General features: G+C 69.6%; 14 protein-coding genes. 4 read left to right on the top strand and 10 right to left on the bottom strand.

Annotated elements, in window-relative coordinates; all coding sequences use genetic code 11:
* The first annotated feature begins 4 nt into the window (after positions 1–4).
* The 3 genes from KZ686_RS23385 to KZ686_RS23375 are packed head-to-tail and all read left to right on the top strand — an operon-like array spanning position 5 to position 3821.
* Positions 5–1684: a glycerol-3-phosphate dehydrogenase/oxidase gene (locus KZ686_RS23385; protein ID WP_265633835.1), complete on the top strand. Its 1680-nt coding sequence runs from the start codon at positions 5–7 to the stop codon at positions 1682–1684.
* Entirely contained in the window at positions 1681–3231 is a 1551-nt protein-coding gene (locus tag KZ686_RS23380) for an FAD-binding oxidoreductase (protein WP_265633834.1), read from the top strand. The genes KZ686_RS23385 and KZ686_RS23380 overlap by 4 nt, the downstream gene beginning before the upstream one ends.
* 5 nt (positions 3232–3236) lie before the next feature.
* A complete protein-coding gene (locus KZ686_RS23375; protein WP_149316074.1) occupies positions 3237–3821 on the top strand; it encodes a glycerol-3-phosphate responsive antiterminator in 585 nt (194 codons plus the stop codon).
* A 79-nt stretch (positions 3822–3900) separates the two neighbouring features.
* Here KZ686_RS23375 and KZ686_RS23370 read toward each other — a convergent pair whose 3' ends face one another.
* The 10 genes from KZ686_RS23370 to KZ686_RS23325 form a co-directional block, all read right to left on the bottom strand.
* Positions 3901–4269: a hypothetical protein gene (locus KZ686_RS23370; protein ID WP_265633832.1), complete on the bottom strand. Its 369-nt coding sequence runs from the start codon at positions 4267–4269 to the stop codon at positions 3901–3903.
* A gap of 77 nt (positions 4270–4346) precedes the next feature.
* Complete coding sequence (locus tag KZ686_RS23365) at positions 4347–5957, bottom strand: glycoside hydrolase family 68 protein (protein WP_265633830.1); 1611 nt, start codon at positions 5955–5957, stop codon at positions 4347–4349.
* A gap of 692 nt (positions 5958–6649) precedes the next feature.
* Entirely contained in the window at positions 6650–7618 is a 969-nt protein-coding gene (locus KZ686_RS23360; RefSeq protein WP_265633829.1) for an aliphatic sulfonate ABC transporter substrate-binding protein, read from the bottom strand.
* A gap of 17 nt (positions 7619–7635) precedes the next feature.
* On the bottom strand, positions 7636–7854 hold the full coding sequence (locus KZ686_RS23355; protein WP_174106645.1) for a TOBE domain-containing protein: 219 nt from the start codon (positions 7852–7854) through the stop codon (positions 7636–7638).
* Between the two features lie 38 nt (positions 7855–7892).
* On the bottom strand, positions 7893–8510 hold the full coding sequence (gene ssuE, locus KZ686_RS23350) for an NADPH-dependent FMN reductase (RefSeq protein ID WP_265633828.1): 618 nt from the start codon (positions 8508–8510) through the stop codon (positions 7893–7895).
* Positions 8510–9424 (bottom strand): ATP-binding cassette domain-containing protein, encoded by a 915-nt coding sequence (locus KZ686_RS23345; RefSeq protein ID WP_407648632.1) that lies wholly within the window; start codon positions 9422–9424, stop codon positions 8510–8512. The genes ssuE and KZ686_RS23345 overlap by 1 nt, the downstream gene beginning before the upstream one ends.
* A 107-nt stretch (positions 9425–9531) precedes the next feature.
* Entirely contained in the window at positions 9532–10395 is an 864-nt protein-coding gene (ssuC, locus tag KZ686_RS23340) for an aliphatic sulfonate ABC transporter permease SsuC (protein ID WP_265633826.1), read from the bottom strand.
* Between the two features lie 5 nt (positions 10396–10400).
* A complete protein-coding gene (ssuD, locus tag KZ686_RS23335; protein WP_265633825.1) occupies positions 10401–11588 on the bottom strand; it encodes an FMNH2-dependent alkanesulfonate monooxygenase in 1188 nt (395 codons plus the stop codon).
* On the bottom strand, positions 11585–12634 hold the full coding sequence (locus tag KZ686_RS23330) for a sulfonate ABC transporter substrate-binding protein (RefSeq protein WP_149316082.1): 1050 nt from the start codon (positions 12632–12634) through the stop codon (positions 11585–11587). Before KZ686_RS23330 ends, ssuD begins: the two co-directional genes overlap by 4 nt.
* A gap of 243 nt (positions 12635–12877) precedes the next feature.
* Complete coding sequence (locus KZ686_RS23325) at positions 12878–13810, bottom strand: LysR family transcriptional regulator (RefSeq protein ID WP_150083816.1); 933 nt, start codon at positions 13808–13810, stop codon at positions 12878–12880.
* An 87-nt stretch (positions 13811–13897) separates the two neighbouring features.
* Here KZ686_RS23325 and KZ686_RS23320 point away from each other — a divergent pair, with 87 nt between their 5' ends.
* Entirely contained in the window at positions 13898–14629 is a 732-nt protein-coding gene (locus KZ686_RS23320) for an RraA family protein (RefSeq protein ID WP_265633823.1), read from the top strand.
* Positions 14630–14688 lie beyond the last annotated feature (59 nt).

Raw genomic sequence — 14688 nt, 5'->3', positions numbered from 1 at the left:
CAACATGATGGTTCTGCCATCCCGAAGCGCCAGCCGCGCGCGCGCCGCCATGGCCAGCACCGAGCCCTTGCGGCTGGATCGCACGGAGCAGCTGGACCGGCTGCAAGGCGAGCGGTTCGACGTGCTGGTGGTCGGCGGCGGCGTCACGGGCGCGTACACCGCGCTCGATGCCGCGCTGCGCGGCTATCGCGTCGCGCTGGTCGAGAAGAGCGACTTCGCCTCGGGCACCTCGTCCAAGTCCTCGAAGATGGTGCACGGCGGCCTGCGCTATATCGAGCACGGCAATCTCCGCCTGGTCCGCCATTCGCTGATCGAGCGCCAGCGCCTGCGCCGCAATGCGCGGCATCTGGTGCAGCGGCTGCCCTTCCTGTTTCCGGTGATGGAACGCGACGGCGTGTTCGACAAGCGCCTGGCCAAGGCCTTCGACAGCCTGCTGTGGACCTACGACCTCGCCGGCGGCTGGCGCGAAGGCATCCTGCACCAGAAGCTGACCAAGGCCGAGGTGCTGTCGCACTGCCCGACCTTCAACGAGCAATACCTGACCGGCGGCTTCATGTACTTCGACGCCCGCGTCGACGACGCCCGCCTGACGCTCAATATCGCGCGCACCGCGGCCTTCCATGGCGCCGCCGTGGTCAACCATGCCCGCGTGGCCGAGATCACGCGCGACGGCCACGGCAAGGTCGATGGCGCCATCGTCCAGGCCGGCGAGCGCGAGATCCGCGTGCGCGCCGGCGTGGTGGTGATGGCGACCGGCGTCTGGCTGCGCGACTGGACCGGCCGCAAGGCCGGCGAAGCGAAGACCCTGCATATCCGCCCGGCCAAGGGCGTGCATGTCGCAATCCCCTGGCTGAAGATCCGCAACGACTGCACGGTGACGATCCCGGTGCCCGGCCGCAACCGCCGCGCCACCATCACGCGCTGGGGCAATGTCTCCTACCTCGGCACCACCGACGAGGATTACGAGGGCGATCTCGACAACGTGCTGTGCACGCGCCGAGAGCTGGATTTCCTGCTCGAGGGCGCGCGCTCGGCGTTGAAGACCGACCTGCAGCCCGAGGACGTGGTCGGCAGCATCGCCGGCTGCCGGCCGCTGGTGGCGCCGCCCGGCGGCAAGACACTGGAAATCCCCCGCGATCACGACATCCGCATCGCCGACGACGGCCTGGTGACCGTGGTCGGCGGCAAGCTGACGACCTCGCGCCATATGGCCGAGCAGACCATCGACGCGGCGCAGAAGGTCATCGGCAAGCGCGCGGCGTGCCGCACGAAATCGGCCTGGCTGCTGGGCGCGGCCGGCTACGACGCGCAGGCCATCGTCGCCTCGGGTGGCCTGTCCGCCCACCTGGGCGAGCGCTACGGCACCGAGGCCCGCTTCGTCAGCGACATCCTGCAGGCCGATCCGCACCTCGCGCGGCCGATCGTCGAGGGCCTGCCCTACACCGAGGCCGAGGTCGTCTACGCGGCCCGCCACGAACTCGCGGCCAATGTCGACGACGTGCTGTCGCGCCGCATGCGCGCCCGCCTGATGGCGCGCGACGCCTCCGCCCGCGCCGCCGCGCGCGTGGGTCAACTTCTTCAGGCCGAGCTCGGATTGTCCGAGGCGGCCGTGGCACGGCAGGTCGGCGACTACCTGGACGCCGTTGCCCTCGAAAAATCCGTACTCATGGGAGATGCAGCATGATCAGCAAGGAAGCCATCAAGCGCGGCTACAACCGCGGCAACTACGTGGTCGGCGCGCACACGCCGCCGGGCTACGCCGCCACCATCGCGCGGACGCCCGACGTGCCGGGGCTGCAGCGCGATGCCGTGACGGTCGACGCCGCCACGCTCGCGGCGCTGCGGCAAGCCGCCGACGAGGTGCTGACCGATACCGGCAGCGTGGTCGCGTGGACGCGCGACTGGTGGGCCGGATCGATGATGACCGAGACCGCCGGCAAGCCGGCCACGCCCCGCGGGGCCATCGTGCGCGTTTCCACCGTGGAGCAGGTGCAGGCGGTGATGCGCATCGCCAGCGAGCGCGCCGTCCCGGTCACCGTGTCCGCCGGCCGCAGCAATGTCACCGGCGCCGCGCTGCCGGTGCGCGGCGGCATCGTGCTGGACGTGTGCGCCATGAACCGGCTGATCGGCTTCGATCGCGATAGCCAGATCGTCGAGGTCGAGGCCGGCATGTTCGGCGACATCTTCGAGCAGACCATCCAGCGCGAGTACGGCATGACGATGGGCCACTGGCCGTCGTCGTATGCCATCAGCACCGTCGGCGGCTGGGTCGCGTGCCGCGGCGCCGGCCAGCTGTCGACGCGCTACGGCAAGATCGAGGACATGGTGTTCGGCATGGACGTGGTGCTGGCCGACGGGCGGCTCGTCACCGTCGGCGGCTATTCGCGCGCGGCGCTCGGGCCGGACCTGCAGCAGCTGTTCATCGGCTCGGAAGGCACGCTCGGCGTGATCGTGCGCGTACGACTGAAGCTGCATCGGCTGCCGGACCATGGCCGCGCCATCGCCTATGGCTTCAAGACTTTCGCGATCGGCCTGGAGGCCTGCCGGCAGATCCTGCAGCAAGGCGGCAATCCGGCTGCGCTGCGGCTCTACGACGAACTCGAGAGCGGCGTGCAGTTCGGCCTGCCCGACACCAATGTGCTGCTGGTCGCCGACGAAGGCGCGCCGGAGATCGTCGAGGCGGTGATGACGATCAGCGAACGCGTGTGCCGCGAGCTGGGCGAGCCGCTGGACGGCGATGCGATCTTCGAGCGCTGGCTCGATACGCGCTACCTGACCGGCAAGAGCGCCGAGGGCTTCAAGCGCAGCCCTGGCTTCGTCGCCGATACGCTGGAGATGTGCGGGCCGTGGAGCGCGCTGGCCGATATCTATCGAGACGTGGTCGCCGCGATCAACGCGGTGCCCGGCACGCTGGCCGGCTCCGCGCACCAGTCGCACGCCTATGTCGACGGCGCCTGCCTGTATTTCTCGCTGCGCGGCGAGGTCGCGGTCGAGGACCGGCAACGGTGGTATCGCGCCGCCTGGGATGCGGCCAACGCGGTGCTGATTCAATACAATGCCGCGCTGAGCCACCATCACGGCATCGGCCTGCTGCGCGCGCCCTATATGGCGCCGTCGCTGGGCAGCGCCTTCCCGCTGCTGGCCACCGTGAAGCGCGCGCTCGATCCGCACAACATCCTGAACCCCGGGAAGCTCGGCCTGACCGACGTTCTCTCCCACGAAGCCCGATAAACGCCATGGACAAGTCCCTCGGTGCACGCCTGATGCGGCATCCCGTCATTGCGACGCTGTACGGGGTCGAACAGGTCGACGCCTTCGTCGACAGCGCCGCCGAGGTGTCGATCGTCGCCAACGTCGAGCTGCGCAAGCTGCAGCCGGTGGTCGCCACGCTGACCCAGGCCGGCAAGTACGTCATCGTCAATATCGACAGCTGCGAAGGCCTGTCGCAGGACAAGGGCGGCGTCGACTACCTGGCCGACATCGGCGTGGCGAGCCTGGTCTCGACTCGCGTGGCGACCATCCAGCGCGCCAACCGCGCCGGCATGGTGACGATGCAGAAGGTCTTCGTGACCGACCGCTCGACCTGGCCGCGCAGCGTCAAGGCGCTGGAGCAGAGCGATCCGAACCTCGTGCAGATCATGCCGGCGCCGATGCTGGCGCATCTTCCCGAGGCGGACCGCAAGGGGCTGCCGCCGATCGTCACCTCGGGCTTCGTCTGCAACCAGGACGACATCCGCAGCGCGCTGGCCCACGGCGCGGTCGCGGTGTCGACCAGCGACCGCAAGCTGTGGCACCTCGAGCCGAAGGCGCTGAAGGGATAAGTGGATGAAGGGCTGAAGAGTTCAAGGGCGCGCGCACAGTCGATGCCAACGCATCGGCCGTGCCGCGCCGCCCTCCACGCTACTGCATGCCCGACGGCAGTTGCGGCGCGTGCACCGATACCCAGCTCCCGTTCTCGTACTTCTTCCAGTTGTCGCCGGCGTCGCGGGCGTAGAGTCCGTCTTCCAGCATCACCAGCCGCGTCGGATGCGGGGCGACCGGCGGCGTGCCGGCCGATTCGGGCGCCTCGCCCTCGATCACGCCTTCGGCGGCCGCGGTCGCCAACGGGTCCGCGGCGGCGGCCGATGCCGTGTCCGGCGGTGCGGCAGCAGGCGCCTCGCTCAGCGCGCGCTGCGCCGCGTCGCTGAGCCGCGCGCCATCGTCCGGCGAGCCGCCGCCGCACGCAGCCAGCAGCAGTAGCGACGGCAGTAATGGCAGTAATGGCAGCAATGGCAGTAGCCCCTTCCGCGGCGCCGCGGCCGGCCGCCTGCCTTGCAATACAGCGATCCTTTGCATCGCAACCTCCCTCAGTCGAACAGCCGGCGCAGCAGGTCGCCGATCAGCACGCCGCGCAGGCTGAACAGGGCCTCGCGATTGGCGGGAATGTCGCCATAGCCGCCGAGCCCATTGACGCCATAGCTGCGATCGACCGCCGTGTTCGCGCCCTGGATGTCGATGCGCACCGTCGGCGCGAGCGAACCGCCGCGCCGCGCGCCGATGGCATCGATAAAGGACTCGACCAGCCCGCCCGGCATCACGTAGTGCGAATACGACTGGAAGGTGCGCGGATTCTGCGTCGGATCGAGCGCGAAAGGCTCGCCGCGCGGCCGGTTCATGTCGGTCGGATTCCCCAGCACCAGCCCGCTGCCATTGTTCAACGGCTGGTAGTCGCTGCGCACGCCGTTGCCGACGAATCCGTAGACGCCGTCCGGACCATCGACGCCTGCGGCATAGGTCGAACGATGGCTGATGGTGAACAGGTAGTACTTGCCGTCCTTGATATAGATCTGCGGCCGCTCGGTCTGGTCGTTGACGCAATTGGCCGACAGGATCGGCGGCAGGAACACCCAGCGGCTCAGCTGCCTGTTGATCGCCACCGCCAGCCCCACGTTGGCCTTCTGGAAGACCGCGCCGGAGTCCATCACCGCGTTCAGGTCCTCGCGCTGCGGATCGTTCGGCGCGTAGCCCAGGTCCTGCTCGGTGCAGGTGCGCGCGCCGCGCGGACCGGCGGTGTTGCCCTCGAACACCATGAAGGTGACGCCGGGATTCGCCGGGTCCTCGAAGGTGAAGGGATCGCGGAACGAGAAGAACTCGTTCTGCTGCCCGGTCTGGTACCACGTGCCGTCCGGCTCCAGCAGCTTCATATGCTCGTTGAAGCCGGTCAGCCGCACGCCGTTGTGGTCGGCCTCCACGCGTCCTTCCGCCTTCGCAATGATGGCGATCGGCGGCGTGATATTGCCGCCCGACGGGCTCGATCGGTTGAACGACGTCGCGGTATAGAACACCACGATGCGGCCATCCGGCATGATGCGCGTCGAGCCGGACCACTCGGCGTTGTGGGTCATCGGCGCGCCGCCGAAGATCTGCACGCTGGCACCGTCCGGGAACAGATGCCCGCCATAGATCCAGCCGCCGTTCGCGGGCCGCCGGGAGGCCGGAATGCCGGCGCGGCGATAGAAGTAGCCGATGCGCGCATGGATATGCCGGTCGTCGAACGTATAGCCCGCATTGCGATCGGCGGTCAGCGAGAAGATGATCTCCCAGCCCTTGTAGCTGTACTGGTTGGCCCTGGCATCGGTCAGCGGCCACGTGTCCCAGACCCACACCCGATCGTTGGTCTGCGGGAAATTGGCCGGTATATCGGGCATCGTCAGATGCTGCGGCAGCGAGTTCTGCCCGGGGGTCACGTTGGGCGAGGACATCGCCATGATCTGGCGCGCATCGGCGCGCGTCCATCGCGCGGTGAAGTTGCTGGTCGGGTCCTTGGCTTCCTGCGTATGGGGCGTGGGCGCGGGCGCAGGGGGCGCGGTCTGGCCACGGGCCGGCGCGACCGCCAGCAGCAATGGCACCGATGCGGTGCCGACGGCCAGCAGGCACCTGCCGATGCCTTCCGGGATGCGAAGAGAAACATTATTCATGATTACCTCGGCGTCGAAGAGACGAGCGTCTCCGATGCCGTCGCGACGACGGACATGGGAGCGCCAACAGGATCACGACGCTGGGCGAATTCGGACGGATGCGGGAAGGGGCGGCCTGTCGGGCGCACACGTGACAGCGTGACAGCGCGTGCCACCGCGTGAAGCCACGTCGATCCGCGTGGAGCGCGTCAATCCGCGCGGGCCGCGCGGGCCCACGAAGCCGCGCAATGCGGACACGGGCGCGCCTCTCGGTTGCAGGTCATCCGAAGCCAGCGTCTTGCCGGGGAAGTCCCCACGCGACCACAAGGACAGGTCGCGGACAAAGGCGGCATCGGCATGCTGCGCCATGCGCGCTCGTGAAGGATGACGCGGAACCAGGACGGCCCCGCTCATCGTTCGAGTCTGTGTTGGCCAGCGCGGATCATTCCTGCCGGGCATGGCCACATGAGGATTGCGAAGTGGACTGAGTCGAGCCAGGGCAAGCGCCCTGCGCGTGCGCCTGCGACCGCGCCGTTACGGCCGGGGTAAACCCGGTTCACCGCAACGTAGAACGAGGTTAGTACACCGGTTGGCCGAATGCCAAGCCTTCGATCGGGGCCGGCATGCAAGCGGTCCACAAGCGGTCCACATGCGGTGTGCACACGATGTGCGCACGGTGTGCACGCGATGTGCACACGGTGTGCCCGCGTTGCTCAGGCCTGCCGCCGCCAGACCGGCGAAGCACTCACCACCACCTTGCGCGGAATGATCTGCTGCGCGTGGAAGGCATCGGCAATGCGCTGCTGCTCGTCCAGCGCCGGCGCGTCGACCGCCTGCAGCCGGTAGCTGCGGCGGCGGTTGGCGATCTCGACGGTGGCCGCGTCCAGGCCGATCAGCGGCGCGTGCCATTCCGCCGCGGCGGCGGGATTGGCCTTGACCCACTCCCCCGCCTGGGCGAGCGCATCGAACACGGTGGCGAGCACGTCGGCGCGGCGGCGCGCGAAGTCGCTTGCCGCCAGATAGAAGCGGCGATAACTGGCCAGGCCGGTGCCGTCGGCCAGCACGCGCGCCTGCGCCTGCCGCTGCGCGGCCGCGAGGAACGGGTCCCAGATGACCCACGCCGCCACGTTGCCGCGCTCGAATGCGGCGCGCGCATCGGCCGGCGTCAGATACGCCGGCTCGATATCGCGCATCGACAGGCCGTTGCGCGCCAGCGCCTCCAGCAGCAGGTAATGCGCGCCGGCGCCCTTGGCGAAGGCGACCCGGTGGCCCTTCAATTGCGCGATCGAGGTCAAGGGCGAATCGCGCGGGACGACGATCGCCTGCGCGGTCGGCGACGGCGTCTCGATCGCGTAGTAGGTCAGCTTCGCTCCGGCGGCGAGCGCGAACGGAGGCACCGCGTCGGCGACATCGGCGCTGAGGTCCAGCCCGCCGACATTGAGCGCCTCGAGCAGCGGCAGGCCCGAAGTGAACTCGTGCCACGACACCGAGACGCCCTGCGGTGCGAGGGCCTTCTCCAGCGTGCCGCGCGACTTCAGCAGGATCATCAGCGTCGACGACTTCTGATATCCGATCCGCACGGTTTCCGGTTTGCCGCCCGCTTGCGCGCGCGCCGCGCCGCCCAGCGTCCATGCCGCGATGCCGGCTCCCGCCAGCAGCAGCTGCCGTCGCTTCCCCTGCATGTTGCGCCCCCCTTCTTTCATAGCGTGGCGATCGACACTTCGGTCGACTTGACCAGCGCGATCACCTCCTTGCCGACCGCAAGTTCCAGCTCCTTGACCGAGCGGGTCGTGATGACCGAGGTCACCACCAGTCCGCCGGCGGTCTCGACGTCGATCTCGGACACGACCGGTCCCTCGATGATTTCGCGGATCTTGCCGCGGAACTGGTTGCGTACGTTGATGGCATGAATCGTCATGACAGGTTCCTGGTTGAAATTGCTCGGTAATGGCGCGCTCAGACGGACCAGCGGACGCGCTCGGCCGGCCATGTCTCGCTGTTTGCCCGCGCGGACGCCGCCCGTGCCAGCTCGGCCTCGCGCTCCCGCAGTTCGCGCGCGCGGGCCGCGACGCGCTGCACCGAGCGGTCGAGCCGTTCGACGATGTCGGCCGCCGCGCTGTAGCCGCCCTCCGGCCGCGACGGCAGCTGCTGGTCGGTCGCGTAGATGCCATCGAGGATGTCGCGAGCCCCGAGCGCCGACAGCACCGGCTTGAGCGCATAGTCCAGCGCCAGCAGATGCGCGGGACTGCCGCCGGTGGCCAGCGGCAGCACGGTCTTGTCGCGCAGCCCGTCCTGCGGCAGCAGATCGAGGAAGGCCTTCAGCACGCCGCTGTACGAGGCCTTGTAGATCGGTGTGGCGACGATCACCAGCTGCGATTCGCCGACCGCGCGCACCGCGTCCTGCAGGCGGGCGTCGCCGAAATCGGCCTGCGTCAGCGCTTGCGCGGGCAGGTCGCGCGGCCGGATCGATCGGTAGGAGGACGTGATGGCGTCCAGCCGCGAGAGCGCGAGCTCCAGCAGATAGGCCGAACGCGAAGGCGTGGAGGGACTGCCGAGAATGCCGACGATATTCATCAGAGAGGTGCCAATGCGCGGGTCTGCGCGTCGTTGTCAGGGGATGCGATGGCGGGCTGGCGCAGCACGCGCCGCAGCACGCGTTCCTCGATCGCGGCGAATGCCGGCGCGCCGTGGCTGCGCGGGCGCAGCAGCGGCACGCGCTCGTCGAGGGCGATGCGGTGGTCTTCGATCAGCACCACGCGGTCGGCCAGCGCGACGGCCTCGGCGACATCGTGCGTGACCAGCAGCGCGGTGAAGCCATGCGCCAGCCAAAGGCCCTCGATCAATTGCTGCATCTCGATGCGGGTCAGCGCATCGAGCGCGCCCAGCGGCTCGTCGAGCAGCAGCAGGCGCGGCCGATGCACCAGCGCGCGGGCCAGCGCGACGCGCTGGCGCTGCCCGCCGGACAGCACCGCCGGCCAGTCGTTGGCGCGCTCGGCCAGCCCGACCTGCGCCAGCGCCTCGCGCGCGCGTTCGCGCCCTTCCCGGCCCGGCAGGCCCAGCGCGATGTTGTCGAGCACGCGCTTCCACGGCAGCAGCCGCGCGTCCTGGAACATGATGCGGGTGCCGTCGTCATGGCCGTCCCGCGGCCGGCCGTCGAGCGCGATCCGCCCCGCGCCGGGGCTTTCGAGCCCGGCGACCAGCCGCAACAGCGTGCTCTTGCCGCAGCCGCTGCGGCCGACGATGGCGACGAATTCGCCCGGCGCGATGCGCAGGTCGATGTGCTGCAGCACGGTGCGGCCGCCATAGGCCTTGTGCAGGCCGCTGACCGCGACCTCGGTGCCGCGGGGGCGGCCGGTGGCGTGGGTGGCATGGGGGCCGTCGGTATTGCGCTCGGCGCTGCGCGCCCCGGCCCGCGCGGTCAGATCGGTGGGCTCGCCGGGCTCGACGGGTTCCCTGCCCGCGCGCCGCAGCGGCAGATGTTGTTGCATGGCATGCATTGGATGAACTCCGGTAGGGGTCGATCGCGATCAGGTCGATTTGACGGGCCGATGGGGTCTGGCCGATGGGGTCAGGCCGATGGGGTCAGGCCGAGGGATCAGCCTTTCGCCGCGCTCTGATAGCCCGGATGCCACCGCAGCCACCACCGCTCCAGCCCCTTGGCCAGCAGGTCGGCCAGCTTGCCCAGCAGCGCATAGAGCAGGATGCCGACCAGCACCACGTCGGTCTGCAGGAACTCTCGCGCGTTCATCGTCAGGTAGCCGATGCCGGCCTGCGCGGAGATCGTTTCCGCGACGATCAGCAGCACCCACATCAGCCCGAGCGAGAAGCGCAGCCCCACCAGGATCGACGGCAGCGCGCCGGGCAGGATCACCTGCCAGTACAGCGCCCAGCCCGACAGCCCGTAGCTGCGCGCCATCTCGATCAGTCCCTTGTCGACCGAGCGGATGCCGTGGAAGGTGTTCAGGTAGATCGGAAAGAACACGCCGACCGCGACCAGGAACAGCTTGGCCGCCTCGTCGATGCCGAACCACAGGATCACCAGCGGAATCAGCGCCAGCGCGGGGATATTGCGCACCATCTGCAGGCTCGAATCGAGCAGCGTCTCGGCCGCGCGGAACGTGCCGTTCAGCAGCCCCAGCAACAGCCCGAGTCCGCCGCCGATCGCCAGGCCCGCCAGTGCGCGCCACGCGCTGACCGCGGTGTGCTGCCACAGCTCGCCGGACAGCGCCAGCGTGCGGAACGCGGCGACCACGGCCAGCGGCTCGGGCAGCACGCGGCTCGACAGCCAGCCGCTGCGCGAGGCCAGCTCCCACAGCAGCAGGATCAGGGCCGGCACCAGCCACGGCAGGCCGCGCCGCAGCACGGAAGTCGCCCAGCCCTGGGGCAGCAGCGCGCGCGCCGGCGCGGCCGCGGGAAAATCGGCCGCCAGCGCGGCACCGCTTTTCGAGGGATTCGACATGGCGTTCAACTCGCGGACAGATTGGCGCCTGGCGTGGCCGCCGAAGGCACGAAGGTATTGGCGACGATCTCGCCGAACGGTCCGGTCAGCACGCGCTGGGCGGCCTCGCGCCGCGCCAGCGGCAGCAGCGGAAACACCAGTTCGGCGAAGCGGTGCGCCTCTTCCAGATGCGGGTAGCCGGACAGGATGAAATATTCGAGCCCCAGGTCCGCGTATTCCCGGATGCGCGCCGCCACCTGCTCGGGGTTGCCGACCAGCGCGGTACCGGCGCCGCCTCGCACCAGCCCCACGCCGGCCCACAGGTTCGGCGCGATCTCCAGGCTCTGGCGGACATCGTCCCGGTTGAAGCGGCCGCCGTGCAATTCCGCCATCCGGCGCTGCCCCACCGAATCCATCGCGGCAAACTTGCGCTGGGCCGCGGCGACGATGTCCTCGTCCAGATGCGACACCAGTTCGCTGGCCGCGCGCCACGCTTCCTCCTCGGTCTCTCGCACGATCACGTGCAGGCGGATGCCGAAACGCAGCGTGCGGCCGACCGCGGCGGCGCGTGCGCGCACGTCGGCGATCTTCTGCGCCACCGCCGCCGGCGGCTCGCCCCAGGTCAGATAGGTATCGACCTGCTCGGCGGCAAGGTCGTGGGCCTCGGGCGACGAGCCGCCGAAGAACAGCGGTGGATAGGGCCGGCTGATCGGTGGATACAGCGCCTTCGCGCCCTCCACGCGCAGATGTTCGCCGGCGAAGTCGAACGCCCCGCCATCGTGGCTGCGCGCCAGGATCTCGCGCCAGATCGTCAGGAATTCGCGCGACAGCGCATAGCGGTCGCGATGCGACAGGAACAGGCCATCGCCCTGCAGCTCTTCCGGATCACCGCCGGTGACGAGGTTGACCAGCAGGCGCCCGCCCGACAGCCGGTCCAGCGTCGCCGCCATGCGCGCGGTCTGCGACGGCTGCATCAGCCCGGGGCGCAACGCCACCAGGAACTTGAGCCGCCGCGTGGCATCGATCAGGCTCGAGGCAAGGATCCACGAGTCCTCGCAGGAGCGGCCCGTCGGCAGCAGCACGCCCTCGTAGCCCAGGCTGTCGGCCGCGATCGCGACCTGCTTGAAGTAGTCGAAGGTCGCGGCGCGCGCGCCCCTGGCGGTGCCCAGGTAGCGCGAATCGCCATGCGTGGGCAGGAACCACAGGACTTTCATCGGGCATCTCCGGCCTGGAGCGCGCCGCGCTGTGCGACGGCGTCCCGTTTTTCCGATTTGTCCCGCTCGGCAGGCAACGCATCGGCAATGCGGATCGGCTTCGGAATCAGCTTCAGTGCGTGGAAGGTATCGGCGATCTGCTGCTGTTGCGCGGCGACGGCCGGCGTCAGCGGCGCGACGCCGAACTCGCTGCGATTGAGCGTGCGTTCGACGACGTCGGCATCCAGCCCCTGCTGCGGGGCGATCGACGCCGCGGCGGCACGCGTATCGGCCTTCAGGCGCCGGCCCTGCTGCAACAGTTCATCGAACAGCGCCTCGACGATCTGTGGCTTCTGCGTGGCAAAGCGCCGCGCGGCAAGGTAGTAGGCGTAGTTGTTGACGAGCCCGCGGCCATCGGCCAGCACGCGCGCGCCGACCTGCTTTTCCGCGGCGGCGAGGAAGGGATCCCAGATGACCCACGCATCGACGGCACCGCGTTCGAAGGCCGCGCGCGCATCGGCCGGCGCGAGATAGACCGGCTGGATATCGGTGATCTTCAGCCCGGCCTTCTCCAGTGCCTTGACCAGCAGGTAATGGACGTTCGAGCCCTTGTTCAGCGCGACCTTGCGGCCCTTCAGATCGGCCACCGTGCGCACCGGCGAGTCCCGGCGCACCACGATGGCTTCGGCTTGCGGCGCGGCGGGATCGAAACCGATGTAGACGAAGTCGGCCCCGGCGGCCTGCGCGAAGATCGGCGGCGCCTCGCCGACGAAGCCGACATCGACGGCGCCGACGTTCAGGCCCTCCAGCAATTGCGGACCGGCAGGAAATTCCACCCACTTGACCGCGGTGCCCAGCGGCGCGAGCCGGCGCTCGAGCGACTGCTGCGATTTGATCAGCACCAGCAGGCTGGCGGACTTCTGGTAGCCGATGCGCAAGGTATCGGCGGCGGTTTGGGCCAGCGCGGCGCCGGATGCGGCCACGGCGGCGCAGGCGATGGCGAGCGCGGCCAGCCCGCGCAGGCCGCGGAGGCCGCGAAGCGCGTGATTCGGGATCGAAAGCGTCATGGCTTGATGGATCGGGGATCGGAGTAGCCCCGACGATAGCCCGGCGGGCCGCCATGACAAACGAAGCGTTTCGGATTTCGATACGCGGTCAGCGCATGTGGGATGCGCGCGCATCAAGGGCAACGACGCGACGGTCTGCCCCGGCGCCAGCACCACGACGTTGGCCATCATGCCGCCATCCCCGTGCCCCACGATATGGCAGTGGAAGGCGACATGACGGCGACGCGCCACGTCGGCGACGCGCTACCCCGCGCGGGACTTCCGTCGCGGCGCGGGGCGCTCCGGGCCGCCCCTGCCCTCCTTCAGCGCGGCGACGAAGGCCTGCACCGCCGGCGGCGACGCATCGGCCCGCGTCACCGCCACCACGGTCGCGCGGGTGCCGAGGTCCGCGATCGGCACGAAGGCGACATCGGGCCGGTTCGCCTCGGCGACCGAGGCGCCCACCAGCGTGAAGCCGAGTCCGGCGGCCACCAGCCCCAGCGCGGTATGGATCTCGATCGCCTCGTGGCCCGGCAGCGGGTCCGCGCCCGCCTCGCGCAGCGCCGCCAGCATCAGGTCGGCAAAGCCGCTCTGCGGGTCCTTCGGATACCGGATCAGCGCCATCGCGCCGAGATCGGCCGCGCGCAGCGACTTGCGCCGCGCGAGTGCCGACGTCGCCGGCAGCGCCGCGACGAAGGGCTCCTCGAACAGCACCGTATGCACGAGATCGGCAGGGCGCTCGAACTCGCCGATATAGCGCGAGATGCCCACATCGATGCGCCCGCGCCGCAGCAGCGCGGGCTGATGCTCGGACAGTTGCTCGACCAGATCGAGATGGACATCGGGAAAGCGCTTGCGGAAGCGGCGCACCGCCGTGGGCAGGATCGAGAAGATCGCCGAGCGCGTGAAGCCGATGCCGAGCCAGCCGAGATTGCCGGCGGCGACCGCGCGCGCCTCCTCGTCGAGCCGCCGCATCTGCGACAGCAGGTCCTTGGCGCGCGGATACAGGAAGCGCCCCGTGGCGGTCAGCGACATGGGCCGGGTCGAACGATCGAAGACGGGCGCGCCGAGCTGGCCCTCGAGCTGCGCGATCTGCATGCTGATCGCCGTCGGCGCGACGAACAGCCGGCTGGCGGCCTCGACGGCGCTGCCCGCGTCGACCACGGCGCAGAAATAGCTGAGCTGTCGCAAGTTCATTTTTTCTGAATCCGAGTCCAATAATCGATGTTTGATCCGGCTCGCACTTTACTTGAAACTGCGCCTCAAGCTTACGAGGACATCGACATGCAAGCCATGCAACACGGAGACGGGCACGCGGAGGGACATGCAGAGGGGCACGAAGACGGGCACGGAGACAAGCGGGAAGACGGCTGGCTGCAGGCCGTGCGCGAGCTCTCCACCGCCGAGGTGTCCGACGCCCTGGACTATTTCCGCCTGCCCGGCAGCGCGCTGGGCATCCAGCCGATTGCCGGCGCGCCGGCGCTGTTCGGCCCGGCCTTCACCATCAGCTTCGTGCCGGTGGACGTGGCATCCCCCGGCACCGTCGGCGATTTTCTCGACGACATCCCGGCCGGCGCGGTGGCCGTGCTCGACAACGGCGGCCGGCTGGACTGCACCGTCTGGGGCGGCATCATGAGCCGGCTGGCGGCGCATCGCGGCATCGCCGGCACCGTGATCCACGGCGTGTGCCGGGACACCGCGGAAGCCGATGCCGCCGGCTATCCGCTCTTTGCGCGCGGACGGTTCATGCGTACCGGCAAGGATCGCGTGCAGGTCTCGGCCGTCGGGCAGCCGGTCAGCCTCGGCGACGTGCGCGTGGTCGCGGGCGACTACATGCTGGCCGATGCCGACGGCGTGGTCGTCATTCCGCGATTGCAGGCGCCGCGCGTGATCGAGCGCGCGCTGCGGACGCGCGATGTCGAGCAGCGGATCCTCGACGCGGCGCTGGCCGGCATGGCGCTGCGCGAGGCCCGCCGCCAGTTCGGGTACCACGTGCTGCAGCGCGCCGGCCATTAGCGGACACCGAAGGTCATTGACGAGCATCGACGGTCCTCGACGGCCTCTGGCGGTCCAAC

Source organism: Cupriavidus cauae (genome assembly GCF_026210475.1).
Classification (GTDB): domain Bacteria; phylum Pseudomonadota; class Gammaproteobacteria; order Burkholderiales; family Burkholderiaceae; genus Cupriavidus; species Cupriavidus cauae.
The sequence above is the reverse complement of the archived record's forward strand: the minus strand, read 5'-3'. Positions and strand labels throughout refer to the sequence as shown.